Genomic DNA, 25,966 nt, shown 5'->3' with positions numbered 1-25,966 from the left:
AGGCCAGCAGGACGATCACGGTTCCGCCTCGGTCAGGGCCTGCTCGGTCAGGGCCGCGAGCACGCGGGCCACCTCCACCGCGTCGGCGGTGGTGGGTGGGTCCCAGGCCGGTTGGCCCCGCAGGTGCGCCAGGAAGGCCACGACGGCGTCACCCGCGGCCGGCGGCGGGTGGTGGAGGTGCGCGCCCGAGCCGGTGGACAGCGTGCCGCCGGACACGGTCAGCGAGCCGCGGACGCCCTCCACGTGCAGGTGGACGCCACCGGGGCGGGCGGTCCAGCCCGCGTGGAGGGTGACGGGCGTGCCACCCCAGTCCACCAGCGCCGCGCCGCCGACGTCGAGCGGGACGCCGTCGCGGAACCGCAGCCGGGCCGCGTCCGCGGTCAGCGACGCCTCCGGGCGCAGCCACCGCAACAGGTCGAGCAGGTGCACGGCCAGGTCCGCGAACCCGCCGACCGCGCCGTGCCGCGGGTCGAGCATCCACGGCACGGCGCCGAACACGCCGTCGTCCAGACCGGGATGGGTGAAGCGGGCGTGCGCGGAGACGAGTTCGCCCAGGTCGTCCAGGCGTTCCCGGGCGGCGCGGAACGCGGGCGCGCAGCGCAGGAACATCGCGGTGGTGACCGGCGCCCGGGAGGTGGCCAGCAGCGCGGCCAGCCACCGACTGGCGTCCACCGTGGACGCCAGTGGCTTTTCCACCAGGGCGGGCAGACCCGCGGCGGCGACGCTGGGCAGCAGCACCGCGTGCTGCGCGGTCGTGGAGGCCACGATCACCGCGTCCGCCTCGCACAACGCGTCCACCGGGTCCGCGACCCGGTGGACGCCGGGCACCGGCTGCCCCTCCTCGCCCCGGTACACCGCGACGAGGCGCACGTCGGGGTCGGAACGCAGTGCGGTCAGGTGGTCGGACAGGTGGACGTGCGCCGTGCCCAGCACGGCGACGCGAAGTAGGGTCACGCCAGTCCGACCGGCCGGGTGAAGGAACGGTTCCAGTAGGTGAGCGGGGTGTGCGCGACGGAGTAGGTGGCTTCCACCAGCCCGATCAGGATCGTGTGGTCGCCCGCGTCCACCAGTTGGTGCACCGAGCACGCCAGCCGCGCCGCGGCCGTCAGCAGACCGGGCAGACCCAGCTCGCACGGCACCATGTCGTCGGCCGAGAACCGGTCCACACCCGACCGCGCGAACCTCAACGCCACGTCGGTCTGGTGCTCGCCGAGCACGTTGACCAGGTAGCGGTCGGCGGAGCGGAACGCTTCGTGGGTGGTCGCGGTCTTCGCCAGGCACACCAGCACCAGCGGCGGGTCGAGCGACGCGGAGCAGAACGCGCTGCCGGTGAAGCCCCAACGCCTGCCGCGCTCGTCGACCGTGGTCACCACGGCCACGGGGGCGGGCACCTTGGACAGGGCGCTGGCGAACTCGACGGGACCGACGGACATCGGGCACCTCCTGGTGGTGGGGCGGAAGGATGGGAAACCCGGCCGGTCGGGGCGCGCGGCGGGGCCGTCGCCGCACCCGCGGACGTGACGGTCGGACGCGGGACGTCCCCGACCCGGCCGGGTCCCGCCGCGGGGCTGGGGTCCCACGCGGCGAGTCGGAGCGGTCAGGCGGTGGACACGGGGCTGGGTGCGACGACCTCGGCCGGCGCCTTGGCGCGCACGACACGCGGCAGCGCGAACGCGAGCAGCAAGCCGACGACCATCCCGACCGCCGTGCCGAGGACGGCGACGGAACCGCCGTCCGCGGTGGCCGTCCGCAGCGCGTCGCCCGCGACGTCACCGAGGCCCGCGTTGGCGATCGCGATGAGGACCGCGAGGCCGATGGCGTTGCCGAGGTTGAGGGCCGTGGACGCCATGCCCGACGCCACGCCCTGCTCCTGCGGCGCGACACCGGCCGCCGCGGCGATCCACATGCCGGTCCACGTGATGCCCTGGCCGATGCCGGAGACCACCAGGCCGGGGACGATGGCGAGGAACGTGCTGTCCACGTCGAAGCCGATCGCGAGCACGGCGGTGCCGACGACGCCGATGACGAAGCCCGCGAGCAGCGTGGTGCGCGTGCCGAGGCGGGTGGCCATCCGCTCGCCGAGCTGGGTGCCCAGCGCGATCGCCACCGACGGCACGAGGAACGCCAGACCGGTCTGCAACGCGGAGAAACCGTGCACGGACTGCAGCAGAACGGTCAGGAAGTACGGCAGGGCGCCGAACGTGGCCATGTAGATGCCGGTGATGGTGACCGCGACGACGAGGCTGCGGTTGCGGAACAGGCGGAACGGCATCAGCGGGTCGGCGCTGCGGCTCTCGATCACCACGAACGCGGCCAGCAGCACGACGGCGAGGACCGCGGACACCACGATGGACGTCGAACCCCAGCCGATCTCCGGGCCCTGCACCAGGACGAACACCAGCAGGGTGGCGCCGCCGGTGACGGTCAGCGCGCCGGGCAGGTCGAAGCGGCGGCGCGCACCACCGCGCACGTCGGCCGGGATGACCAGCAGCGCGGCGATGGCGACCGCGCCCGCGAGCGGCACGTTCACGTAGAACACCGCGGGCCAGCCGAAGCTCTCGGTCAGCACACCGCCGAGCAGGGCGCCCACGGTGAGGCCGCTGGCACCGGCGCCACCCCACACCGCCAGCGCCCGGTTGCGCTTGGGGCCCTCCTCGAACAGCGTGTTGATCAGCGACAGCGTGGACGGCAGCAGCAGCGCGCCGCCGATGCCCTGGACCGCGCGGGCCACGATGATCACCGCCGGGGACGTGGCCAACCCGCCCGCCAGCGACGACACCGCGTAGATCGTCAACGCCAGCACGAACATCCGGCGGCGACCGAGCAGGTCGGCCGCGCGTCCGCCGAACAGCAGGAACCCGCCCGCGAACACCACGTAGGCGCTGACCACCCATTGCTGGGTCTGGCCGGAGAAGCCCAGTTCGGCGCCGATGTCCGGGAGCGCCACGAAGACGATGTTGATGTCGAGTGAGAAGATCAACTGAGCCAGTGCCAGCAGGGTGAGGCTCAGGCCCAGCCCGCGGGACGCCTGCGTGGTGGACATGACGCGCCTTTCGTTGAGACTATTGTACGAAAACTTTCGTACAGTGAGGCATCGTACGACAGCACTCGTACCGTCGGAAAGTCCCAGTACGAAAGTTCACGTCTGTTCGTACATCCGGGCTATACTGGGCCTGTGACGCCCCATCACCCCGATCGCGACCAGATCAAACTGGAGAACGTGCTCAACGCACTGGGCAACCCCATGCGCCTCGCCGTCGTCCGGGTCCTGGCGGGGGGCGGCGAACACGCCTGCGGCACCGTGCTGAGCAAGGAGATCTCGAAGTCGACCCTCACCCACCACTGGCGGGTGCTGCGGGACAACGGGGTCATCTGGCAGCGCCCGTCGGGGCGCGAGAACCTGCTGTCGCTGCGTCGTGAGGACCTCGACGCGCGCTTCCCCGGCCTGCTCGACGCCGTGCTCAACGGCGTCGACTCCGCGCCGGAGACCATCGACCAGTTCACCGCGCACATCTGATCACTCCGACAAGCCCTGCGATCAGGGTGCCGGTCCTCCTAGGACCGGAACAGTTCCCAGCGGGGCATCAGCGCGAAGGCGAACAGGCACAGCCAGACGATCCGGCCGGCCACGACCAGGCCCGACACGTCGCCCATCAGCGAGCCGACCAGTCCGAGGACGACGCCGATCGCCAGCAGCGACAGGCCCCACCGCTGCCACAGCCACAGCCCGGTCAGGGCGATCGCCTCACCCAGCAGCCCCAGGATCAGCAGTGCCACCGGGAGGTCCAGCGTCCGCCCGCGGTCCAGCTCCCGCACGGCGTGGCCGACCAGCGTCACCCCGACCGCGAGCACGGCGATGCTGTAGACCGCCAGCCACGCCGTCAGCACGGACCCGCGCCCGGAAGGCTTCTCGACCACGCCGCCCATCGCCGCCCCGTCCCCCCCCCGCACCGCCGACACGTGCCTTCCGACGCACCCGCGACCGCGACGGGTTCCGCGACTACACCGCAATTGCCCGGAACGGAGTACCGCCGAGGATTTCGCCTGAGCCCACGAGTTCCGCGGCAGCGCCGGTCGTTCCACGCGGTGCGAGCGGGGAAGGCAGGAAGCTGACAGCGGGGACCCGGTCGTGGCCGTCAGCGCCGAGACTGCCCGTATGCGTGAGCTCATCTCGGCGTTGGCCATCGGTCTCGTGGTCACCGGGTGTTCGGCGGCCGAACCGACCGCGTCCCCGGCTCCACCACCACCGCCTCCGCCCACCCGGGAGTTGGTCGAGTGGTCGAGCACGGTGTGCTCGCACGTGAAGGCGCTCGACGCGGCCACGAAACCGTCGAACTCCAGCCCTTTCTCCTACGTGCAGTCGGTGGTCGACGGCGTCGACAACGCGACGAAGGCGCTGAAGAAGCTGGAACCGTCGGGGGTGGCCGCGGCGGACGGGCACGTCGCCGGACTGGTCAAGGCGCTCGAAGGCGTCCGGCCACAGCTGCCGCCCGCGGCCGACCACTCGCTGATCACCGCGCCGGAGGCCGAGGCGCAAGCGAGGATGAAGCAGATCGCGGAGCTGGTGTCCGGCCTCGGCCCGGTGCGGCAGGAACTCACCGATGTCGTCGAGAACGCGCCCGAGCTGCTCACCTCGTACAACCTCACGCCCGCCTGCGAGCCCGCGCGTGCCGTGACGCTGCCGGACCCGGCACCGACGCGGGACCTCGTGAACTGGGCGGACGAGATGTGCGCCACCGTCACCTCGATCAACGAACTGAGCACCGAAACCGCCGACATCGTGGGCGAGGACCCGCGGTTCGCGTCGTTCGAACTGGAGAGCTACCTCAGCACGACGAGTTCGGCGATCACCGGCGGTGCCGCGCGGATCGCCCAGCTGGAGCCGACCGGCGTCACGGAGGCGGACACCTTCCACGACACCCTGCTGACCACGCTGCGGGAACAAGCCGGGACGCTGCCGGAGAGCCGCTCGTTCGGCGACCTGGCGCCGCTCTCCGTCCTGCGGGAACGGGCCGACCTGGCCAAGACCGCCGTCACCGCGGTCAAGCCGAAGGCGGAAGGGCTGCTCGCCGCCGTCGGACACGGTCCCGCGCTCGCCGCGTCCCACGACCTCGCGCCGTCCTGCGTCCCGCGCGAGGTCGCGGCGAAGCCGAAGCAGCCGCTGACCGCGCGCGACGGCACCGATCTCGCCGCCTGCCGGACCGGCACCTGCCAGGTGCTGATCACCGGCAAAGCCGACATCACCGTGGGCGACCTGACGGTCAAGGTGTCGATCCGCGGTGGCAGGCTGGTGCTCACCACCCCGTCCACCCGGATGTCGATCGGTGCGAGCGGTTCGGGGAAGTTCGGCACGGCGGGCGGGCCGACCGTGGTGTTCTCGCTCGCCGGCGTGGAGGGCACGACGGCGGTGCTCGACATCAGCACCGAATAGGGGAGCGGCTCAGCGCTCCCCGCCGCTGGACCCGCCCTGCTGGGCACGGATCGCCGGGCCGAACGCGCGTTCGAAGTCCCGTCGCATCAGGCCGCCGTAACCGCCTCCGGTGCCCCACAGCGTCGCCGCCGGGACGGGAGCCTGCGTCACGGACGTGAACGCCTCCTCGGACACCCACTCCCCGGCCCGCCCGCCGCCGTAGGCGCTCAGGCCCACGACAACCAGGCTGATCGCCAACGCGCACACCGCCATGCCCGGCCCGCACACCAGCGACGCCGCCCACGCCGCGCCAAGGCTCCCGGCGCTGCCCGCGATCCACCCGCCGGCGAAACCGCCCGCTTCCCGCGTGATCACCCTGGCCCGGTCGTAGCCGGGCTGGGCGTGGTAGATCTCGTAGCCGGACGACGCCAGCGACGCACCGACCGCGAGGGGTCCCGCCACCCGTCCGACCCTGGCCGCCACCGTCATCGCCCGGTTGGTGCGCCCCGCGCTGGAGATGATCGCCCGGGACACCTCCTCCGAACTCTCCGCGGCACGGGCGGCCTGTCGTACGCGCGCGGGGTTGCGCAGGTCCTCCTCGGACAGGCCGTACCGGCTCCGGTTCGCCCGGACGACCCGTTCGCTGTACATCGCGACGAGCTGGTCGAGGGTCTTGCCCTCCTCCTTGATGGCCTCGGACATCGCGCGTCCGCCGGGGGTGAGGCGCTGCCGCGCGTTCCCCAGGGACTGGTTGCGCAGGGTCGACGCGGCGAGCCGCGCCTCCTCGTGGGAGACGCGGCCCGCGTCGAGGTCGTCCAGGACCTGCTGGGAGATCCGGCGGGCCTCGTCCACGTACATGCTGATGCGGGTGTGCGAGTCGAGAGCGGTGTTGATCGCCGCCGCGCTGCCGCCGGTGTGGGTGTTCCCGCCCAACTGCGTGGCCCGTGCCTCCAGGGCGCGCAGGTAGCCTTCACGTTCCTGCCGGGCCGGGTCGGACGGTTCCATGCGCGCCAGGTCGTTCCGCACGCGGGTCACCTCGGCGGCGATCTCGCTCTCGGAGGCGGTGGCCGGGTTGAGCGTGCGGTCGACGCGCTGCACGCTCAGCGCCAGCCGCGAGACCGCCCGGTTGCCCGCCTGCCGTTGCAGGCCGAGGAGTCCGCGGTCTCCCGTCCGTCGTTTCGCCTCGGACGGCTCGTGGGTGGACCGGCGTTCGACGTGTTCCCGCATGCGACGCTCTCCCAAGGGGCGGACCGGGTACCCGCAAGCCTGCTCCTGGCCGAGCCGGCGTCGCAACGGCCGTCGGGGCAGCGAACGGTGCCCTCGCGGGTCACGCCGGACGTCGGCGAGCGGAGGCACTCGCCGACGTCCGTGCCGAGGAGGATCAGCCGCCGCACCGGCCGGTGAACACGTCGGCCCGTCCGTCACCGGTCAGGTCGGCGAGTGCCAGGCCGGCCAGTGGGCAGCCGCTGGATGCCAGCGGCACCCAGGACGACCGACCACCCGACGAGTGGTACCACTGGCCCCCTGCGGTGCGGAACACGTCCGTGCGGCCATCGCCGTCCAGGTCGCCGAACCGCAGCGCGGACACCGGGATGTCGGACACGGCCAGCGGCGCCCACCCGGCGGCGCCGCCTGCCGAGTACTGCCAGCGGTCACCGACCAGCGCGAACACGTCGGTCCGACCGTCGCCGTCGAAGTCACCGAAGCCCATCGAGCCGACGTCGAGACCGGACGTGGCGAGCGGCCGCCAGGAGGAGACGCCGGCCGACGAGTAGTACCAGCGGGTGCCGTCCGCGTGGAACACGTCGGTCTTGCCGTCGCCGTCGAAGTCACCGAACCGCAGCTCGGCCAGCGGCTCGGACGCGGTGGCCAGCGGCTGCCAGCTGCCGGTCGCGCCCGACGAGAAGCGCCACTGTCCATTCGAGACGGAGAACACGTCGGTCCGGCCGTCACCGTCGAAGTCACCGAACCGCGTCCCGGCCCTGGTCACGGTCGACTGCGCGCCGGGGACGAACGGCTCACGCCCGCCCGGCGAGTAGTAGAAGCGGTGTCCGGTGGCGCGGAAGACATCCGTGCGCCCGTCGCCGTCGAAGTCACCGAAGCCGACCTCGGACACGTCGAACGTGTACGGCCGCAGGTCCTGCCAGTTGCCGGTGCCCGCGCTGGACAGCTTCCAGCCGACGGGCTCACGGTCGCCCAGCTGGTGGCAGGTGCCGGTGGTGGTCCCGTACGTGTTGGTGCCGACGTGGAGGTTGCCGGCGTAGTGGCGCTGGAGCACGGCGCTGCCGGAACTGCCGTGCGCGAAGCAGTTGCCCGACACCCAGGCCCCGGTGTACGGCCGGCCGCGGACCGCGACCGCGGGCTCCGCGCTGGAGCGGAAGCTGTTGTTCTTGATGTGGATGACGTCCCCGGCGTAGGGCGAACCGTTGCCCTGCGTCTCGTTCTCGCCGTGCATGTCGAAACCGTGCGAGCGGGCGTTGTCGACCACCAGGTTGTACCTGGCGTCGTACCGCTGGGTGCGCAGCCCGTTGCCGGCGATCGCGTGCCGGTTCTGGGTGAACGTGTTGAACTCGATGACCGCGCTGGAACTGTTGTACAGCACCACGCCGTAACCCAGGCCGGTCCGCCGGTTGTGGTGGATGTAGTTGTTCGCGATCCTCGCTTCGAGGGTGTTGCCCAGGTACACCGCGCCGTGCGACCAGCCGGACAGCTCGTTGCCGTCCACGGCCAGGTCCGAGGCGTCGAGCGCCTCGATGCCGCGGGAGTTGTCGTACTCGTAGGCGTCACCCCGGATCTCCGGATCCGGGCCCCGCAGCCGCAGACCGGTGATCCGCACCCCGCTGCCTCGCGGCGAGAACTGCGCCCACGCCTCGCTCTGCCCCGCGTCGAGCTCGGTGTTGTACAGCAGGGCACCGGGCGCGCCACCTTGACCGCGGTTGCTCGCCAGCGTCACCCCGGCCGGGATGACGATCCGCTTGTGCCCGGTCAGGTTGATCGACGCGGTGCCCGTGACGAACACGGTGTCACCCGCGGTCGCCGAAGCCAACGCGGCGAGCAACTCCTCTCTCGTGTCCACCTCCACCACCGCGGCCGCCGCCGGCCCAGCGGTGACCACAGCCGGGACGACGAGCGCGAACACCGCCACCACGCCGACCGCGAACCGGGACGTCCTCGACCGCACCGTCCGACCGCGTGAACGCCAACCTGCCGCCTCAGCCACACGTCCCCCTCAACGCGATGATCCGCACGATCACGCGCGGCCCTCTCGCGATGTTAGCGACGCCCGGCTCGCCGCGGTATCCGGTGAATCGCCGACACGATCCGGCTGTGGCGCTGTCCGTGCGTGGTGGCGGGATCGCCTGGGCGGCGATCCCGCCACGGCTCACCACTGGTGGGCGACGTCCACGACGATGCGGTCGGGCAGGGTGAACACCCGGAACGGCAGGCGGGCGCGCACGCCCAAGCCGAGGTCCGTGGTGCCCTCCCAGGAGCCTGCCCAGGCGACCTGCCGGAACGTGCGGTAGCCGGTCACGTCCACGACCTCGGTCGGGTCGGCGGGCACGTAAGTCGGGTCGTAGTTCTCGTCGTACGACGGCGAGTACGCCATCACGAACAACTTCGCGCCGCCCCGCAGCGGGACCGGCTCACCCGACCCGACGTAGGTGACCTCGTCGGTGTAGCGCACGTAGTAGCTGCCGCCGGCCATCAGGGTTGTCCGACGACCCGGTGCGCCCGACCCGTTCACCCGCACGGCGGTACGCCCGCCGGCCGTTACCGGGCACGGACCCGGTGCTGGAGGTGGGCGTCGTCGGAGGTTCGGGCGATCTGCACCCGCCCTGGTCACCAGGTCGCGCGTCCTGCGGTACTCGGTCCAGTGCGTCTCGGGTGAGAGAGTCGCCGTCATGGCAGCTGGGTGACGCCGGGACGTGAGGTGGTACTCGAGACGGGGCGCTTGCTGCTGAGGCCCTGGCGGGTAGCCGAGGCTGTCGTCCTGCGTGAGCTGTGGACCGAACGTGATCCAAGAGTGCCCCCGCACCGCCGGATCGACGCTGATGGACACCCCACGGTCGAGGAGCTCGAGGAGTCGATCAGGGCCACTCCGCCGTCGTCTACCGGGCTGCTGGCGGTCGAGCGGAAGGCCACCCGGGGCGTGATCGGCTCGCCGTGTGCCGGCCAAGCTCGGGTTCACCGAGACCGGGCGGGAGGAAGTGGACCCGGTCCACGGGACCACCCTGTTCACCGCGATACGGCTCTGACCCCAACGGCCCGCTACCAACCTGTGGCGGGGTAGCTCGACTGGAAGGCCGGTCGGCGGGGTGGGTCCTGTGCGATCCGTCGAGTTCGTCGTCCAGCGCACCCCGGCTGATCCGGAGATGTGGCCGGTGCTCCCTGGCGACGAAGACCCCTGCCGGACAAGGCGAGTCGTACTGGGTTCGTGTACGTGAATGATTCGGTGGTGACTTGTGCGACGCGTTTGTCGTTCAGCACCGTGAATTTTGTTGCCTGTTCCGCAAGCTTGCGCAATGCTTCCTGGGAGCGCTCCCAGAATTGCGGGTCGCCGCTGATTCCGCCGGTCAGCGGTGGTGCGCGTCGGTGGGGAGCGGCTGTCCTGGAGTGCTGTTCGCAAGGAGGCGACGCATGAGTCTGCGCATTGGTAAACGCGTGGGTAGTCGGACCGCAGGTATTGCCGCGGCGGTGTCGGTGGCGGCCTTGACCGGGGGCCTGGTGATGGCGGCCGGCACGAATGCCAATGCGGCGGCCGGGTGTCGGGTCGACTACAGCGTGACCAGCCAGTGGGAAGGCGGGTTCGGTGCCAACGTCACGGTGACCAACCTGGGCGACGCGGTGTCGAACTGGACGCTGGAGTGGACGTTCGCGGCGGGGCAGAAGGTGACGCAGCTGTGGGGCGGTGAGTTCTCCCAGTCCGGCGGCACGGTGACGGTGCGCAACGCGTCCTGGAACGGCTCGCTGGCCACGGGCGCGTCGGTCACGCCGGGCTTCAACGGCACCTGGACCGGCTCCAACCCCGCGCCCACCGCCTTCAAGCTCAACGGCGTGGCCTGCACCGGGCAGACCACCTCCACCTCGACGTCCACGTCGACCTCCACCACGACCTCCACCACAACGTCCACGACCACCACGACGACCACGACGACGAACCCGCCCGCGGGCGTCGCGACCGGCTTCGCGTCCCAGAACGGCGGGACCACCGGCGGTCAGGGCGGGGCGAAGGTCCGGGCCACCACCGGGACCCAGATCCACGAGGCCCTGTGCAAGCGGGCGGCCAGCGACACCCCGGTCATCATCGAGGTCGAGGGCACGATCAACCACGGCAACACCGCCAAGGTCTCGGGCGACAGCTGCTCGACGGCCGCCGGGGTGATCGAGCTCAAGCAGATCAGCAACGTCACGATCATCGGTGTCGGCAGCGGTGCGGTGTTCGACCAGCTGGGCATCCACATCCGGGAGTCGCGCAACATCATCATCCGGAACGTGACGATCCAGAACGTGAAGAAGTCGGGTTCTCCCACGTCCAACGGCGGTGACGCGATCGGGATGGAGAGCAACGTCCGCAACGTCTGGGTCGACCACGTCAACCTGCTGGCGTCGGGCGGTGAGGACGAGGGCTTCGACGGCCTGTTCGACATGAAGAACAACACCCAGTACGTGACGCTGTCCTACAGCACCCTGCGCAACTCCGGTCGCGGCGGGCTGGTCGGGTCCAGCGAGAGCGACCAGTCGAACGGGTTCGTCACCTTCCACCACAACCTCTACGAGAACATCGACTCCCGGACGCCCCTGCTGCGCGGCGGCGTGGGCCACATGTACAACAACCACTACGTGAGCCTCAACGAGTCCGGCATCAACTCCCGGGCCGGCGCCAAGGCCAAGGTGGACAACAACTACTTCAAGAACTCCAAGGACGTCCTCGGGACCTTCTACACCGACATGGCCGGCTACTGGCAGGTCAGCGGCAACATCTTCGACAACGTCACCTGGTCCACGCCCGACAGCGAGCACAAGCCCGCCGGACCGGACGTCAAGTCCACCACCACGGTCAGCATCCCCTACAGCTACACGCTCGACCAGACCGCCTGCGTGCCGAACATCGTGAGCCGCACGGCAGTCGCCAACAAGGGCATGCCGGTGTCGAACGGTACCTGCTAGCGAAGGTCTGGACGGCCGCTGTTCCGATCCGCGGTGGGCGAAGCCGGGTTCGGCGGAGTCCACCGTGACAGCGGGGTCGGGCGGGTACATCGCGGTACTCGCCCGACCCCGCTGCGCCGTCAATCGGTCGATCGACCGACACGGCGACCCGCGCGTCACTCGAAGCCGGCGACGCGGTGGGGCACGTAAGGGGATTCCAGCTCGGCGACCTGATCGTCGGTGAGGCTCAGGTCCAAGGCCTTTAAGGCGTCGTCGAGGTGGTGGGGTTTCGTGACGCCGACGATCGGCGCCACCACGACCGGGTTGCGGAGCAGCCAGGCCAGGGCGACCGACGCCATCGGCGCGTCCAGCTCCTGCGCCACCTTGGCGACCGCGTCCACGATCCGGCGGTCGGCTTCTTCGGTCCCCGCGTAGAGGCTGTCGCCGAAGGCGTCGTCGGCGGTGCGCGCGGTGGTCGCGCCGCCGGGGCGGGCCAGCCGGCCTCGGGCCAGGGGGCTCCACGGGATGACACCCACCCGTTGGTCGGCGCACAGGGGCAGCATTTCGCGTTCCTCCTCGCGGTTGAGGAGGTTGTAGTGGTTCTGCATCGACGTGAAGCGCGGGTAGCCCTTGAGGTCGGCGGTGAACAGGGCTTTGGCGAACTGCCAGGCGTACATGGACGACGCGCCGAGGTAGCGGACCTTGCCCGAGGTGACCAGCGCGTCCAGCGCCGCCAGGGTTTCCTCCACCGGGGTGGCGGGGTCCCAGCGGTGGATCTGGTAGAGGTCGAGGTAGTCGGTGCCCAGCCTGGTCAGGCTGTGCTCGACCTCGGTGAGGATGGCCTTGCGGGACAGACCGCCCGAGTTGGGCCCGGACCGCATGGGACCGAAGACCTTCGTGGCGATCACGACCTCGTCGCGGCGGGCGTGGTCGCGCAGTACCCGGCCGACGATCTCCTCGCTGCTGCCGTCGGAGTAGACGTTGGCCGTGTCGAAGAAGTTGACGCCCGCCTCCAGCGCGGAACGGATGACGGCACGGCTGTCGTCCGGCCCCAACGTCCAGCTGTCGGCGCCGCGGTGCGGCTCGCCGAAGCTCATGCAGCCCAGGCACAGGCGTGAGACGTCGAGGCCGGTGTTGCCGAGCTTGGCGTAACGCATCAGTCCTCCTCCGAGAAGCACAGCGCGGTCAGGTCGTCCACGGCCCGCCGCTCCGCGAGCCGGTCGTCACCCATCGTGGTGCGTACCGCGACCGCGCGCATTCCGGCGGCGCGGGCGGCGGCCAGGCCGGGCGGCGCGTCCTCCAGCACGACGCACTCGTCGGGCGCGACACCGAGCTCGGCGGCCGCCTTGAGGTAACCCTCGGGATCGGGTTTGCCCGACCGCACGTCGTCGGCGGTGACCAGCACGTCCGGGCGCGGCAGGCCGGCCAGTGCGAGCCGCAGGTCGGCCAGCCGCCGCCAGGCCGACGTGACGACGGCCCACCGGCCGGGCGGGAACGCCCCGAGGAGTCGGCGTGCGCCGGGCACCGGCACGATGCCGTCGACGCACGCTTCCTCAGCCCGCACCAGGTCCCCGACCTCGCGTTCCACGTCGAGGTGGGCGGCGACCAGGGCAATGGTTTCGTGGTTGCGCCTGCCGTGGGAAACGCGGAACAGGTCCTCGGCGTCCAGGCCGTGCCGCGCGCACCACGACCGCCAGACGCGCTCCACGCAGCGGCTGGAGTCCACGAGCGTGCCGTCCATGTCGAACAGCACGGCCGCGCACTCCAGCCGCCACCCCGGCCCGGTGAGCACCGGCACCGGTCAGCCGCTGCCCGGACGCGCACCGCCGGGGCGGCGCTTGCCGACGTAGTTCTGCCCCGCGCCGCGGTTGGCGACGAGCTCGGGGTGCGCCACGGTCGGGTCGGCGTACACGTTGCCCGCCCGGTCCCGGCCGCGGGCCAGGAAGATCTGGTGCCGGTCGCCGACGTCCTCGTGGTTGAAACGCACGGCGGTGCTGATGTAGCGCATGGTGAAGCCGCACCGACGCCGGTCGCTGGAGTTGGCCTCGCTGCCGTGCACGAGCGTGGCGCTGTGGATGCTGCACTCGTTGGGGCGCAGCCGGATCGGCACGGCCCGCGCCGCATCGACGGACTCGGGGTCCAGTTCCTCGTCGAAGACGTTGTCCGCGTTCCGGGTGGGGCGGTACTGCCGCGCGCCGGGCACGTGGGTGCCGGGGATGACGTGCATGCAGCCGTTCTCCTCGTCCACCTCGTCCAGCGCCAGCCACACGGTGACCGCCTCGGAGGACGGGATGATCGTCTCCCGCCAGTAGTAGGCGTCGTCGTGCCACGGCACGCTCTTGCCGTCACCGGCCGGCTTGCAGAAGAAGTGCGCGGAGAACACCGCGATGTCCGGTCCCACGAGCTGCTCCACGAGGTCGAGGACGCCGGGGTCCATCAGCCAGTCGAACAGGGTGGGGTCGGTGAAGTGCGGAACGTCCATGTCCTCGGGGCGCATCCCGCCGGGCAGGCTCGCGAGCTTGCGCTCGAAGTGCTCCTTGAGGGCGTCGAACTTGGGCCGGGGCAACAGCTCCGGCAGCGTGATGTACCCGTTGTCCCGGTAGAACTCCAAATCCGTGGTGGACAGGTGCCTGCTGGTCGCTATCGTCATGTGATCTCCCAGGTGAGAAGCCCGGCGGTGGCCAGCACGTCGCCGTCGGGCAGGTATCGGCGGCGCACGTCCTCGTGCGCCCGGTCACCCAGCGCGGTCCCGTCGACGGCACCACCGGTCACGGCGGTGACGAGGTCGGCGAAGCCCGCCAGGTCGTGCGGGTCGTCCAGGAGCAGCCCGGTGCGACCGTGGTCGATCTGCGCGGCGATGCCACCGACCGCGCTGCCCACCACCGCGCGGGACTTCCACATCGCCTCGGCGACGGTGAGGCCGAACCCCTCGGCGAGGCTCTTCTGCACGACGACGTCCGCGGCCCGCTGGACGGCGTTCACCAGGCGCGCGTTGTCGTCCAGGTCGTCCATCGGCAGGCACACCAGCCGGATGCGCTCCCGCGTCGGCAGCGGCAGCGCCCGCCACGCGTCGAGGCACGTGGCGAACCAGTGCGCCTGGTCCACGTCGTCGGGGATGGCCGCCGGGTCGGGCCCCACGAGCGCGAGGTGCGCGTCGGGCACGGACTCGGCGAAGGCGGTCAGGACGCCGTGCATGTCCTTGAGGCGGTCCCAGCGGGACACCTGCACGGCCAGCGGCGCGTCCGGGTCGCGCGGCCCGTCGGCGACGACGTTGCCCGGGACGGGGCCGGAGCCGAGGCCGGCCCGGTCGAGCAGGACCCGGGTCGCGTCGTCGGGCAGCGGCTCGTTCTTCGGTGCGAACGGCCAGATGACCGGTGGGACGACCGCGACGCGGTGCCCGGCCAGTTCCGCCGGCACGTGGTGCGCCACGGAGAACACGACGCCGTCGGCCCGGTCCAGCAGCGGCGCCATGATCGCCCACGCGGCGGCGGAGCCCTCGGTGGGCGTGTCGACGCCGACGTGGCACCGCCAGTGCACGGCGGCCACCTTCGCCGACAGCGCGGGCACGAGGCCCGCCGTCTGGTGGTCGTGCAGCAGCAGCACGTCCCGCGGACCGAGCACCCCGGCCAGCTGCGCCGCCTCCAGCTCCAGGTGCGCCAGGTAGTCGTCCGCGGCGCCCGCCCCGAGCCGGTCAGCGGGCTCGGTGCTCCCGTAGGCGAGGTTGCCCAGTTTCTTGGTGGTGTCGAAGAACCGCTCGTCCCCGTCGACCACCGCCCAGCGGCACGGCACGCCGAGGGCCCGGTACAGCGGCACGAGCACGTGGAGCATCTCGGCGACGCCGCCGCCGCGCGGGGTCGAGTTGACGTGCCACAGCGTGCCGCCGTCCAGCCCTCGCGCGATCCGCACCGCGGCGGCGCGCACCTCGGCGGCGCGCTCCGGGCCCAGCAGGTCGAGGAAGGCCGCGAGCACACCGGGCGGCAACGGCCGTGGATCGATGACGCGCATGGTGGACGCCTCCTGGTTCTCGGGTGGTCGGGTCGGCTCAGGTGACGACCAGGTGGCCGACCACGGGCGGGAAGAACATGGCGCCGACGCTGGCCGTGCACAGGCACACGGCGCTGACCCGGCCGGTCACGGTCACCTCCTGGTCGAGCAGCGTGAACGCGGAGGGGAAGATCGGCGCCATGCACAGGCCGAACCCGACCGTGCCTGCCACGACCAGCGGCGTGGCCGTTCCCGCGCCGAGGACGAGGGCCAGCGAGAGCACGCACCCGGCGAACGCCGCGAGCAGCAGGCGTTGCGGCGGGTACCGGTGGGCCGGCGGCAGCCACACGAGGCGGCCGACGGTCACCGCGATCCAGAACAGCGACGCGAAGTACGCCGCGTCGGCGGCGGAGGAGGCGATGCCGCGGCCGTGGACGTAGGCGGGCAACCAGCCGGAGAAGCTGATCTCCGCGCCCACGTAGACGAACAGCATCGCCGCCACCGCCGCGACGACCCGTTTGCCGCCGCTGCCGCCGCGCGGCTTGTCGTCCGCTCCGACGGTGGGTCCGGGCAACATCCGCAGCATCCAGATGATCAGCACCACCGACAGCACGGCCGCCGACCAGTACGCCCACTGCAGGTGCCCGGTTCCCCGCAGCGACTGCGCGATGACCACGGGCATGACCAGCGAGCCGAGGCCGAGGAAGAAGTCGGCGACGTTCATCGACGGCCCGACGTTGCCCGCCCGCTCGCGGATCAGCAGCGTGTTCACGGTGACGATGAGGAACGTCTTGCACAGCCCCAGCGCCCACCAGGCCGGCAGCAGTGCGGTGGGTGTCGTCAGGGTCGGCAGCACCAGCAGCAGCACCGTGATGCCCACCAACCCCGCCACGGCTTGCAGGTGGGTGGCGAACCGGTTGAGCAGCCACCCGGCGAGCAGCGACCCGCACACCGAGCCGAACGAGTCGACGGTGAACAGCAGCCCCAGGCTGCCCAACGGGCTGCCGGTCACCTCGGAGAGCGTGAGCAGCGACGGCCCGAGCATCGTCGACAGCACGCCGACGAGGGCGAAGCACAGGAAGTACGCGGCCGTCTGGCCGGTGATCCGCCTGCTCGGTGGTGTGGCGACGACGTCCAACCCGATCCTCCTCCGCCCGGTCAGGACCCGACGCCCGCCGACACCGACTCCGCGACGCGGGCCCTGAGCAGGCCGACGAGGATGTGGTTGACCGACAGCACCATGTCCTCGAAGTGGAAGTTGTTGTCGTTGCCGCCGGTCTGCCCGGGGAACGTCGAGGTGCCCGGCACGACCACGCACACGTCGGCCAGGTCGCGGCACTTCCCGCCGTCGCCCTTGGTCATCGCCACGGTGCGCGCCCCGACGGCGCGGGCCACTTCCAGGGCGCGCACCACGTTCGCCGAGTTCCCGCTGCCGGAGAACGCGAGCACCAGGTCGTCGGGCCGCACGAACGGCGCGAGCGCGCCCGCGAACACCTGGTCCGGTCCGAGGTCGTTGGCCAGGCCGGTCAGTTCGGCGGGTGAACCGCACAGGTTGACGAACCTCAGCCGCGGCACGGACGCGGGCAGCGGCCGGGTCTTGTCGTCGCTGACGAACGGGTGGTGCTTGAAGTCGCACAGGAAGTGGTCGACCGTGCCCGCGTTGCCCCCGTTGGCCATGCCGTAGACGGTGCCGCCGGACCGGTAGGTGTCGAACAGCAGGTCGGCGGCGTGATCGAGGTCGGCGACCGGGAAGCGCGCCATCACCTCCCGCTGCTCCTCCAGGTACAGCCGGATCAGGTCGGCGGAACTCACCGCGTGCTCCCCTCGTGCTCACCGTCGATGCGCCCGTGGCCGCGCCCGCTGTCGTCCTGCCAGCGGATCACGTCGTCCAGCTCGTTCGTGGACACCTCGATCGAGGTGTACGTGCTGCGCGCGATCACGCGGTGCAGCACGTTCGGCGCGGACGACCAGCCGGTCCGGGGTCCGCGCGTGGAGACGGGGATGCGGTCGACGTCGATCGTCGCGGTCAGGTCCTCGGGTGCGGGCAGTCCGTTGAGGACGGTCGCCTCGCCGTCGATCACGTAGTTCGTCTCGGACTTGAACCGGTGCGACTGGAGCGAGGACTGGTGGCCCGACGTCATGTGGATCTGCTTGAGCGCGTACGGCGGGTCGTCCAGGTTTTGGGTGTACCAGACCTCGTGGCCCCACGGCTTGTCGACGGTGTACCCCGAGGTCCGGGTGCACGTGGGCGGCCGGGTGCCGGGCGGGACCAGCGCCGAGGCGTCGTCGGCCTCCACGACCTCGCCCGCGCGGGTGCCCGCCTCGACCACGAGGGTTTCGTCGTCGGTGCGGTTGACCAGCCGGTAGACGCTGCCCGGCGGGGCGTGCCAGCCGGCGAGCCGGTCGTGGTGGACCGAGATGGTGTCGTCGTCGGAGTGGAACACCTCCAGGTCGACGCCCCCGCCGATGACCACGAAACTGCGCAGGTCGTCGTCGTGGCGGCGGAACGGGGTGGCACCGCCGGGCGGTAACGCGTGCTCGGTGAACAGGTAGGGGTGGTCGGGCGAGTCGCCGACGAGGTCCTTGGTGCGATAGGTCGTCGGTGCGGACATGGTGCTCCTTACTGGGTGACGCGGTCGGCGAAGGCCCGGACGTGGTCCACGACGGACGGGACGTCGAGCCGGTAGCGGGCGTAGAGGTCCGCAGGCGCCGCGGCCTGGCCGTAATCGGGCACGCCCCAGACGCCGAAGGCGGGTGGGCGGTCGGCCTCCAGCAGAATGCGGCCGATCTCGTCGGCGACGCCGCCGGTGACGAAGTGGTCCTCCACGACGAACACCGCGCGGTGCCGGCGGGCGAGGGCGCGGACGGCGTCCCGGTCGGCGGGCAGCGACGACTGGTTGACCACCGTCGGGTGGATGCCGTGCCCGGCGAGCGGGTCGAGGCTGTCGAGCACGACCTCGACCATGCCGCCCATGGTGATCACGGCGATGTCCTCGCCCTCCCGCAGCACGTCCGGCATGCCGAAGGCGAACCGGTAGTCCTCGTCGTGGACCTCGCGCTGCGGCTGGCGGCACAGCCTCAGGTAGGTGGGCCTGCGGTGGCCCGCGATGTGCTCCAGCGCCCGCCTGGTCTCGACGCCGTCGGCCGGGTGCACGATCTCGACGTTGGGCAGCGTGCGCATGACGGCGAGGTCGCGCAGGCCCATCTGGGTGGGGCCGTCCTTGCCGATCGCCAGGCCCGCGTGCGTGCCCACCAGCACCACGCCCGCGTCGTTCAAGCCGACCGACTGGAAGATCTCCAGGAACTTGCCGGTCAGGAAGTGCCCGAAGCTGGACACGAACGGCCGCAGGCCCTCCTGCGCCAGACCGGTGGCGACGCCGATCGAGTTGGCCTCGGCGATGCCGCACTCGAAGAACCGCTGCGGGAACACCTGCCGGAACGGCAACGTCTTGGTGGCCGAGCCGAGGTCGCAGTCCACGACCACCACGTCGTCGTGGTCGGCGCCGAGGTCGAGCAGCCCTTCGCCGAACCACTCCCGGGTGGCCTTCGGCTTCACGGACGCCGTCACCGGCCCACCTCCAGGTAGGCGAGCGCCTCGCGCAGGCCCTGCTCGTCCAGCAGGCCGCTGTGCGCACCGTTCAACGCGGCACGACCGGGGCCGAGGTGCCCCTTGTGGGTGTGGGCGATGATGGCGGACGGGCCGGTCGTGTCGGCGCGGGCCGCGGCCAGCGCCTCGCCCAGTGCGCGGTGGGAGTGCCCGTCGACCTCCTGCACGCTCCAGCGGAACGAGCGCAGCTTCTCCGCCAGCGGCCACAGCGCCAGGGTGTTGTCGACGGTGTTGTCGCTCTGCCTGCCGTTGCTGTCGACTATGAGCGTCACGTTCGCGACACCGCGCGCGCCCGCGTACATGACGGCTTCCCAGACCTGGCCCTCCTGGCACTCGCCGTCACCGACGAGGCAGTAGACGTGGCCGCCCTCGCCCTTGAGCGTGCGGGCCTGCGCACGCCCGATCGCCACCGAGAGCCCTTGACCGAGCGCACCCGTGCTGACGTCGGCGAACTCGCAGCGGGTGCGGTCGGGGTGGCCCTGCAGCGGGCTGTCGAGCGTGCGGAGGGTCCCGGTGAGCGCCGGGTCGAGGTCGCCCGCGACGATCAACGCGGCGTACCAGGCGGGTGCGGCGTGACCTTTGGACAGCACGAAGACGTCGCGGTCCGCCGCCGACCGCCACTTCATGTGCTCGAACCTCAGCACGGTCATGATGTCGACGCTGGACAACGACGAGCCGATGTGCCCCGAACCGGCGCGGTGGATCATCTCCAGCACCGTCGCCCGCACTTTTCGCGCGAGCTGCCGCGTCCGTTCCCGGTCGACGTCGTCGACCGGGCGGGACCGGGCGCGGGTGAGAACGGGCGAACCCGGCGAACCGTTCATCAAATGAACCCCCGTGGTGGATGATTCGCGCACCACGACACCGCGCATCACGCGACCGAGGACGTCGCGGGTGCACGCATTACCGGTGCGCGGATTGTGAGCGCGAGAATTCCGTCTGCGCGACTGCTCAACGCCGGCGCGATCCGACCGACCGCCGCGTGACCCGACTGCGTCGTGCGGTCCGACCCTCCAGCGCTGTCACCGACAACCCTGCCGGCCAGGCCGCGCGGAGTTCAACTCGAGAGGCCCGGATAACCGGAATGCACTAATGCGCACCATTTCGCGCAGGCCTTCGACCTGCGTAGACATCAATCGACTAATAAAGCGCGGGGACCGAGGTTTGGCGCACCGCGAAGTGGTTAGGAAGGATTTATTCCACGTGAATTGTCCGTGGTGCCGGCCGTGGCGGTCAGGCCGGTGGACGGCCCGTGAGCAATTCCGCGATCACGCGGGTCCCCGGCGCGGCGCGACCGCCCGGACCGGGGAGCGGGACGACGTCGTCCGCGTGCAGTTCCCCGCCGCAGTGCGAGCAGCTGACCACCGGGGTGGTGACGTGGTCGCACGTGGTGTGCCGCAGGCGCAGCGGTGCGCCGTCCGGGGCCAGGTGGCGATCTCCCCAGGCCAGGAGGCTCACGACCACGCCGTAGAGCTCCTTGCCCGCCTCGGTCAGGTGGTACTCGTGGCGAGCGGGGCGTTCCTGGTACTTGCGGCGCTCGACCAGGCCGGCGTCCACGAGCGTGGTGAGGCGGTCGGTCAGGGTGTTGGTGGCGATGCCCAGGTCGGCGGTGAACTGGTCGAAGCGGGTCAGGCCGAGGAACAGGTCGCGCAGGACGACCAGGGTCCACGGGTCGGCCACGATGTTCGCGGTGCGGGCCACGGAGCAGGCCATGGCGGCGAAGCGATCCCTGGACATGACGCCCATCCTAGTCGATTGCGAAGTGCAAGTCAGGTGATCTAGGGTGGCTTGCACTTCGCAAGTTACAAGGAGGTGCGTTGTGTACCACGCCATCGTCCGCGCCAAGGTGCGCAGGTTGTGGGAACGGGTCGGGGCGGGGGACCACCTGGCCGCCGTCGAGCTCGCCGCGGCGGACGTCAGGTTCAAGTTCGTGGGCGAGCCGCCGCTGGGTGCCGAGTTCACCGGGCGTGACCGCTTCGAGCAGTGGTTCCGCGTGGTGCACGAGAACCTGCCCGGTCTGCGCATCACGCTCACCGATGTCGTGGTGCGCGGGTGGCCCTGGCGCACGACCGTCGTGACCAGGCTGACCATGGCGGCCACGCTCGCCGACGGCAGCGAGTACCGCAACGAAGGCATGCAGTGGGTCACGCTGAGGTGGGGCAGGATGGTCGACGACTACGTCCTGGAGGACACGGCCCGCCTGGCCGAGGCGTTGGGTCGCCAAGCCGGGGCCCCGGCCTGATCGACGTCCAGGGGTGTCACGCCTGCCCGCCCGCACCCCTCGGAGACACCCACGTGACCGACCCGTTGAGCGCGGCCAAGGCCGAGGTGGAAGCCGGACCGGCCGCCGCCGTCCCGCCGCGCACCGCCACCCTGGTCGTTGACGACGGCACCGGGATCGCCTACCACCGCTGGGACGCGGACCCGGGCGTCGCCCAGGACCCGGTTCCCGTCGTGCTGCAGCACGGCTTCTCCGTCGACACCCTGGTCGAGTGGGCCGCGCGCGGCACGGTCGCCGCCCTCACCGCCGCGGGCCGTGCCGTCGTGGGGGTCGACGCGCGCGGTCACGGCCAGTCCCGGAAGTCACCCGACCCGGCCCGTTACGGCGAACGACGCATGGCCCGCGACCTCCGCGCGGTCATCGCCACCCTCGACGTCCCCGCGGTCGACCTCGTGGGCTACTCGATGGGCGGCATCATCGCCCTCCTCACCGCGGCCGAGGAACGCGCCGTGCGTCGGCTGGTCGTCGGCGGTATCGGTGCCGGCGTGGTCGAACTCGGCGGCGTCGACACCCGTGTCCTGCCCAACGACGTCCTCGCCGAAGCGATGCTCGCCCGGCACCCGGGCTCCGTGCCGGCCGCGGTCGCGGGCATGCGCGGGTTCGCCGAGGTCATCGGAGCGGACCTGCCCTCCCTGGCGGCCCAAGCCCGATCCGTGCACAAAGGACACATCGACCTCGCCGCCATCACCGCCCCGACCCTCGTCATCGCCGGCGACGACGACCCGCTCGCCGAACGCCCCCACGTGCTCGCCGACGCCATCCCCGGCGCCGAGCTCCAGGTGATCGCCGGTGACCACGGCACCGCGACCGGCAGCCCCGCGTTCCGTTCCGCAATCGTGCAGTTCCTGACGCAACCCGGCTAGGTACCGGACCTGTGCACGGGTGTGGCCCACAGGACCGTGGCAGCAACGTGCCGATCTCCGTTCGGGCCGCCGGGACGTTCCCATACTCGGGGTGACACCACGGGTAACGGGGAGGAAGCGTGCGAACCAGCACGAAGTCGGAGGTCGCGCAGATCGCCGAGACGGTGGCGCGGGCGGTGTTCACGCAGAGCAACCTGCTGTGGATGGTGCAGGGCGAGATCCAGGCCCGGTTGCCGGAGACGATCCGCCAGCACGCCCACGCGGCGCTGCCCAACCTGGCCCGCGCCGCGGTCGCCGAGGCCACTCCGGACCTGGCCGAGATGCAGGCCGCGGTGGAGGGGGCGGCGCGGAAGGCGTTGGAGGAGGACCTGCCGGTCTTGGTCAACCGGACCGCGGACAGTCTGTTGCCGGAGCTGGCCAGGGCCGCGGTGCGGGACGCGACACCGGATGCGGCGGAGGTGCGCGAGGAACTGGTCGCCACGGTCGGCGCGGAGGTGACCGGCGTCGTGCGCGGTCAGGTCGGGGACGTGCTGGCGGACGTGGTGCGTCAGGCCACCGAGCGGGTGCGCGACGCGGTCACCAGCACGCTCGAACAGCAGTCCGAGGACGTGATCGCCGAACTGGCCCGCGCCGCGGTCGCCAAGGCGACCCCGGACCGCGACCAAGTGCGGGACGAGCTGGTGCACGCCGGGTCGGCCGCCATGGTCGAGGTGGTGCGCGCGGCGGTCAAGGACGCGGCCCCCGGGGCGGTGCGGGACGAGGCGGAGAAGGTCCGCGGGTCGCTGGCCGACGCGGTGCGGCGGGTGGCGGGGGAGGTGCTGCCGGGCCTGGCCCGTGACGCGGTGGCCGGTGCGACTCCGGATCTGCGGCGGATGCACGACGAACTGGCCGGCAAAGCCGCGGTCACGGCGACCGAGATGGCCCGCGAGGCGACCAGCAAGGCCCTGCCGGGCGTGGTCGGCAAGGTGTCCGAGGAAGCGTTGAACTCGGTGCGGCAAGCGGTCCGCGACGAGGCGGAGAAGGTGTTCGCGCAGTACGCGCCGAACCTGGTCACCGTCGTGCTACCGCAGGGCGGCAAGGTGGAGCTGGGCGCCGACACGCACAGCGTGCTGCCGGAGTTGCTGGTGGCGCTGCACGCGCGCTGCCACGTGCTGCTGGTCGGCCCGGCGGGCACCGGGAAGTCCATGCTGGCCAAGCACGCCGCGGGCGCGTTGGGCCTGCAGTTCCAGGCGCTGTCGCTGGGCCCGACCACGCCGATGAGCAAGGTGTTCGGCTACTACGACGCCCACGGCCAGTACCACGACACGCCGTTCCGCCGCGCGTTCGAGCACGGCGGGGTGATGCTGCTGGACGAGCTGGACAACGGCCACCCCGGGCTGCTCGCCGAGCTGAACCAGGCGCTCGCGCTGGGCACCTGCGCGTTCGCGGACCGCATGGTGGACGCGCACGAGGACTTCCGGCTGGTGGCCACCGGGAACACCTACGGCACGGGCGGTGACCGGCAGTACGTCGGGCGGCAGACGCTGGACTCCGCCACGCTGGACCGCTTCGTGGTGATCGACGTGCCGATCGACGAGGGGTTGGAGGAGCGGATCGCGCTGCGGCACGCGCCGTCGCACCCGGACGTGGTGCAGGAACTCCTCGAAGAGGTCCGGGACCTGCGGGAGCTCGCGGAGGAGAAGAAGCTGCCGGTGCTGTTCTCGCCGCGGACCAGCATCGACGGTGCCAAGCTGCTGGAGGCGGGCGCCACGTTGGACCAGGTGATCCAGTGGCGGGTGGTGCGCGGGCTCTCCGACGCGCACCGCAAGGCGCTCGGGCTGGACTGACCCGTGATCGACGTGAAGTTGCCACCGCTGCTGTCGTGGCGCGAGTTCCTGGATGCCGCCACGGCCGCGCCGTCCATCCCGTTCGGGTCCAGCCGGAGGGCCGATGTCGGCTGGCACGGTGCGTCCTGGGAGGAGGCGGTCCGGCTGGCCGTCGACGGCTGGCCGCTGGCCTTGGAGGAGGCCGACGTGACGATCAGCCAGCTGCGCGACAGCGCCGGGCTGTCCCATGCGGTCACCGTGCTGGAGCCGACCTGGGACGTGACCGGCAGCGAGGTGGACGTCGGCGCCTACCTGGCCGGGGTGCCGGAGTGCATGGTGGACGCGGTGCCGCGGCAGGTCTCCCGGCGCGGCAAGGTGATCACCTTCCTCGTGCCGTCCTCCTACTCGCACCGGATCGGGCACCAGGTGATCATCAACCGCGGCCTGGCGCTGGCCACGCTGTGCGCCGCGATCATCGATGCGGGCCACAGCGTGGAGATCTGGTCCGGTGACGCCGGGATCGTGCACCTGCCCGAGGGCAACCGGCGCTACTGCGGCGTGGCCCGGGTGATCTCGGCCGGTGAGCCGTTCGACGTGGGCAGGCTGATCTTCGCGATGGCGCACCCGGCGATGCTGCGCCGGCTGTGGTTCGGCATCTGGGACGCGCAGCCGGTCGAGGTCGCCGCGGCGATGTTCGCGGACAACTACGGGCGTCCCCCGTACCAGTGCCGTGCCGCCGACCTGCCCGCCGAGATCACCGAGCCGTACGTGTTCCCCTACCTGACCGAAGAGGACCGGCAGTGGGACGACCTGCCCACCGCGCTGTCCTGGGGGCGTCGGGTGTTCGGCGAGCTCGGGCTGATCCAGGACTGATCCAGGACTGAACCCGGCCGGTGGTGGCCTGCCGGTCGCGGGTGGCAGCGTCGGGTGACCGGTCGAGCAGTGGGCATGGTGGCCGGCGCGATCACGGCCATCCCGCCGAGCGCCCTGGCCGCGACCGACCCCGAGTGGTCGGCGCCCCGGGAGAAGTCGATCGCGGTCACGAACGCGACGGCGCCGCCGGTCGGACCGGGTGCCGCGGAAGAGAAAGCCCTCAAGGGCTCCCCGAAGGTCTCCTGGCCCGGACCGTCGACGACCGAGGTGCCGCTGGGCGCCGGACAGCGCACGGCGGCACCGCCCGGACCGATCCGCGTCACGCGCGCGGGCGATCCCGGGGCACGAGCCGCGGAGAAGGGGACGGTCCGGGTCGAGGTGCTCGACCGCGGTCGTCGACCGCCGTGGTGGTGCCGTTGTCCCCGGCCTTGACGCGAACGCCCTCGGCGGACGTGCGGTACTTGATCTCGCGCAGCGCCGGGTTGGCCGCCGCTTGCGCGTTGTGCACCACCAGCGCCTGCGAGAACCCGTCCAGGTCCGCGCGCACCCGCAGGTCCACGCCCGGCAGCACGTCGCGGTAGGTCGCCGTGTCACCGTCCAGTTCGGGCCGGGGCAACGGGTCGGGCCACGACAGCGACAACCGCTTGCCGTCCCGCCGGATCGTGGCCAGCACACCCGTGCCGCCGTCGGTGAAGCGGAGGTCGACCGGCGTGGCCCTCGGCCGCACCGTTCCGTCCGCGTCGCGCACCAGGGTCGTGTCGACCGGCTCCCACCCGTTGGCGGTGCGCGCGCGGAACGGCCGCACGTACTGCTCGACGGTCTTGGTGCCGGACGGGTTGAGGAACACCCGCGTGGTTTCGGTGCCCTGGTCCACCAGCTCCACCCGCTGTTGCGGGCTGGGCTGCGCGGACGGTGCGGGCTCGGAGTGCGCCGGCGCGGTGGTCACGGTGGTCACCGCGCACACGAGCGCCGCGATGCACATGTGTGCGCGCACCG

The 25,966-nt window shown here is 71.6% G+C and carries 24 protein-coding genes and 1 pseudogene; 7 read left to right on the top strand and 18 right to left on the bottom strand.

The features are described 5' to 3' along the window. Window positions 1-15: 15 nt before the first annotated feature. The 3 genes from A6A25_RS31105 to A6A25_RS31095 form a co-directional block, all read right to left on the bottom strand. Window positions 16-954, bottom strand: coding sequence for a Gfo/Idh/MocA family protein (locus A6A25_RS31105; RefSeq protein WP_073896329.1), 939 nt, complete (start codon window positions 952-954; stop codon window positions 16-18). Beyond that, window positions 951-1,433 carry a flavin reductase family protein gene (locus A6A25_RS31100; protein ID WP_073896328.1) on the bottom strand — a complete coding sequence of 161 codons (483 nt, stop codon included), beginning with the start codon at window positions 1,431-1,433 and terminating at the stop codon, window positions 951-953. Before A6A25_RS31100 ends, A6A25_RS31105 begins: the two co-directional genes overlap by 4 nt. Before the next feature lie 164 nt (window positions 1,434-1,597). Next, the gene (locus A6A25_RS31095; protein WP_073896326.1) at window positions 1,598-3,043 is read right to left on the bottom strand and encodes an MFS transporter; all 1,446 of its coding nucleotides are present in this window, start codon (window positions 3,041-3,043) and stop codon (window positions 1,598-1,600) included. 132 nt (window positions 3,044-3,175) lie between these two features. Here A6A25_RS31095 and A6A25_RS31090 point away from each other — a divergent pair, with 132 nt between their 5' ends. Beyond that, window positions 3,176-3,517, top strand: a complete 342-nt coding sequence (locus A6A25_RS31090; protein WP_073896325.1) for an ArsR/SmtB family transcription factor — start codon at window positions 3,176-3,178, stop codon at window positions 3,515-3,517. Between the two features lie 38 nt (window positions 3,518-3,555). Here the strand turns inward: A6A25_RS31090 and A6A25_RS31085 are convergent, their stop codons facing one another. Continuing rightward, window positions 3,556-3,951 carry a hypothetical protein gene (locus A6A25_RS31085; protein ID WP_143193519.1) on the bottom strand — a complete coding sequence of 132 codons (396 nt, stop codon included), beginning with the start codon at window positions 3,949-3,951 and terminating at the stop codon, window positions 3,556-3,558. Window positions 3,952-4,156: 205 nt separating this feature from the next. Between A6A25_RS31085 and A6A25_RS31080 the strand changes: the two genes are divergently transcribed. Beyond that, window positions 4,157-5,431, top strand: coding sequence for a hypothetical protein (locus A6A25_RS31080; protein WP_073896322.1), 1,275 nt, complete (start codon window positions 4,157-4,159; stop codon window positions 5,429-5,431). A 9-nt stretch (window positions 5,432-5,440) separates the two neighbouring features. On the opposite strand, the gene A6A25_RS31075 is transcribed toward A6A25_RS31080, so the two are convergent. The 3 genes from A6A25_RS31075 to A6A25_RS31065 all read right to left on the bottom strand — a co-directional run bounded on the left by A6A25_RS31075 (window position 5,441) and on the right by A6A25_RS31065 (window position 9,116). Continuing rightward, entirely contained in the window at window positions 5,441-6,637 is a 1,197-nt protein-coding gene (locus A6A25_RS31075; RefSeq protein WP_073896319.1) for a hypothetical protein, read from the bottom strand. 154 nt (window positions 6,638-6,791) lie between these two features. Further along, window positions 6,792-8,591 (bottom strand): FG-GAP-like repeat-containing protein, encoded by a 1,800-nt coding sequence (locus A6A25_RS31070; RefSeq protein WP_073896317.1) that lies wholly within the window; start codon window positions 8,589-8,591, stop codon window positions 6,792-6,794. 201 nt (window positions 8,592-8,792) lie between these two features. Beyond that, on the bottom strand, window positions 8,793-9,116 hold the full coding sequence (locus tag A6A25_RS31065) for an AMIN-like domain-containing (lipo)protein (protein WP_073896316.1): 324 nt from the start codon (window positions 9,114-9,116) through the stop codon (window positions 8,793-8,795). 932 nt (window positions 9,117-10,048) lie between these two features. On the opposite strand from A6A25_RS31065, the gene A6A25_RS31050 reads away from it, so the two are divergent. Then, entirely contained in the window at window positions 10,049-11,578 is a 1,530-nt protein-coding gene (locus A6A25_RS31050) for a pectate lyase family protein (protein ID WP_158073847.1), read from the top strand. Between the two features lie 155 nt (window positions 11,579-11,733). Here A6A25_RS31050 and A6A25_RS31045 read toward each other — a convergent pair whose 3' ends face one another. From A6A25_RS31045 to A6A25_RS31000, 10 genes are all read right to left on the bottom strand, one after another. Beyond that, window positions 11,734-12,714, bottom strand: a complete 981-nt coding sequence (locus A6A25_RS31045; protein ID WP_073896314.1) for an aldo/keto reductase — start codon at window positions 12,712-12,714, stop codon at window positions 11,734-11,736. Then, window positions 12,714-13,355 carry an HAD-IA family hydrolase gene (locus A6A25_RS31040; RefSeq protein ID WP_073896313.1) on the bottom strand — a complete coding sequence of 214 codons (642 nt, stop codon included), beginning with the start codon at window positions 13,353-13,355 and terminating at the stop codon, window positions 12,714-12,716. Before A6A25_RS31040 ends, A6A25_RS31045 begins: the two co-directional genes overlap by 1 nt. A gap of 3 nt (window positions 13,356-13,358) precedes the next feature. Beyond that, window positions 13,359-14,207 (bottom strand): phytanoyl-CoA dioxygenase family protein, encoded by an 849-nt coding sequence (locus A6A25_RS31035; RefSeq protein WP_083668818.1) that lies wholly within the window; start codon window positions 14,205-14,207, stop codon window positions 13,359-13,361. Beyond that, window positions 14,204-15,562: a glycosyltransferase gene (locus A6A25_RS31030; protein ID WP_073896310.1), complete on the bottom strand. Its 1,359-nt coding sequence runs from the start codon at window positions 15,560-15,562 to the stop codon at window positions 14,204-14,206. Before A6A25_RS31030 ends, A6A25_RS31035 begins: the two co-directional genes overlap by 4 nt. Before the next feature lie 37 nt (window positions 15,563-15,599). Then, window positions 15,600-16,679 carry an MFS transporter gene (locus A6A25_RS31025; protein ID WP_073896308.1) on the bottom strand — a complete coding sequence of 360 codons (1,080 nt, stop codon included), beginning with the start codon at window positions 16,677-16,679 and terminating at the stop codon, window positions 15,600-15,602. Between the two features lie 20 nt (window positions 16,680-16,699). Beyond that, on the bottom strand, window positions 16,700-17,353 hold the full coding sequence (locus tag A6A25_RS31020) for a D-sedoheptulose-7-phosphate isomerase (protein WP_073896307.1): 654 nt from the start codon (window positions 17,351-17,353) through the stop codon (window positions 16,700-16,702). After that, window positions 17,350-18,153, bottom strand: a complete 804-nt coding sequence (locus tag A6A25_RS42540) for a hypothetical protein (RefSeq protein ID WP_083668817.1) — start codon at window positions 18,151-18,153, stop codon at window positions 17,350-17,352. The genes A6A25_RS31020 and A6A25_RS42540 overlap by 4 nt, the downstream gene beginning before the upstream one ends. Window positions 18,154-18,161: 8 nt before the next feature. Then, window positions 18,162-19,109: a transketolase family protein gene (locus tag A6A25_RS31010; protein ID WP_073896305.1), complete on the bottom strand. Its 948-nt coding sequence runs from the start codon at window positions 19,107-19,109 to the stop codon at window positions 18,162-18,164. Beyond that, window positions 19,106-19,972, bottom strand: a complete 867-nt coding sequence (locus tag A6A25_RS31005; RefSeq protein WP_073896304.1) for a transketolase — start codon at window positions 19,970-19,972, stop codon at window positions 19,106-19,108. Before A6A25_RS31005 ends, A6A25_RS31010 begins: the two co-directional genes overlap by 4 nt. 409 nt (window positions 19,973-20,381) lie before the next feature. Further along, window positions 20,382-20,885, bottom strand: a complete 504-nt coding sequence (locus A6A25_RS31000; protein WP_073896378.1) for a winged helix-turn-helix transcriptional regulator — start codon at window positions 20,883-20,885, stop codon at window positions 20,382-20,384. An 82-nt stretch (window positions 20,886-20,967) separates the two neighbouring features. Between A6A25_RS31000 and A6A25_RS30995 the strand changes: the two genes are divergently transcribed. The 4 genes from A6A25_RS30995 (at window position 20,968) to A6A25_RS30980 (ending at window position 24,970) form a co-directional block, all read left to right on the top strand. Continuing rightward, window positions 20,968-21,390: a nuclear transport factor 2 family protein gene (locus A6A25_RS30995; protein ID WP_073896302.1), complete on the top strand. Its 423-nt coding sequence runs from the start codon at window positions 20,968-20,970 to the stop codon at window positions 21,388-21,390. 53 nt (window positions 21,391-21,443) lie between these two features. Then, window positions 21,444-22,292, top strand: a complete 849-nt coding sequence (locus A6A25_RS30990) for an alpha/beta fold hydrolase (RefSeq protein WP_241829001.1) — start codon at window positions 21,444-21,446, stop codon at window positions 22,290-22,292. 119 nt (window positions 22,293-22,411) lie between these two features. Continuing rightward, on the top strand, window positions 22,412-24,118 hold the full coding sequence (locus tag A6A25_RS46490; protein WP_198932920.1) for an AAA family ATPase: 1,707 nt from the start codon (window positions 22,412-22,414) through the stop codon (window positions 24,116-24,118). Window positions 24,119-24,121: 3 nt separating this feature from the next. Next, the gene (locus A6A25_RS30980; RefSeq protein WP_073896301.1) at window positions 24,122-24,970 is read left to right on the top strand and encodes a DUF7192 family protein; all 849 of its coding nucleotides are present in this window, start codon (window positions 24,122-24,124) and stop codon (window positions 24,968-24,970) included. Between the two features lie 319 nt (window positions 24,971-25,289). Here the strand turns inward: A6A25_RS30980 and A6A25_RS30975 are convergent. Beyond that, a pseudogene (locus A6A25_RS30975) lies at window positions 25,290-25,966 on the bottom strand (LamG-like jellyroll fold domain-containing protein); the annotation flags it as partial.

The organism is Saccharothrix sp. CB00851 (assembly GCF_001905065.1).
In the GTDB taxonomy this organism is placed as follows: domain Bacteria; phylum Actinomycetota; class Actinomycetes; order Mycobacteriales; family Pseudonocardiaceae; genus Actinosynnema.
This window is presented reverse-complemented; position numbering and strand designations above follow the sequence as displayed.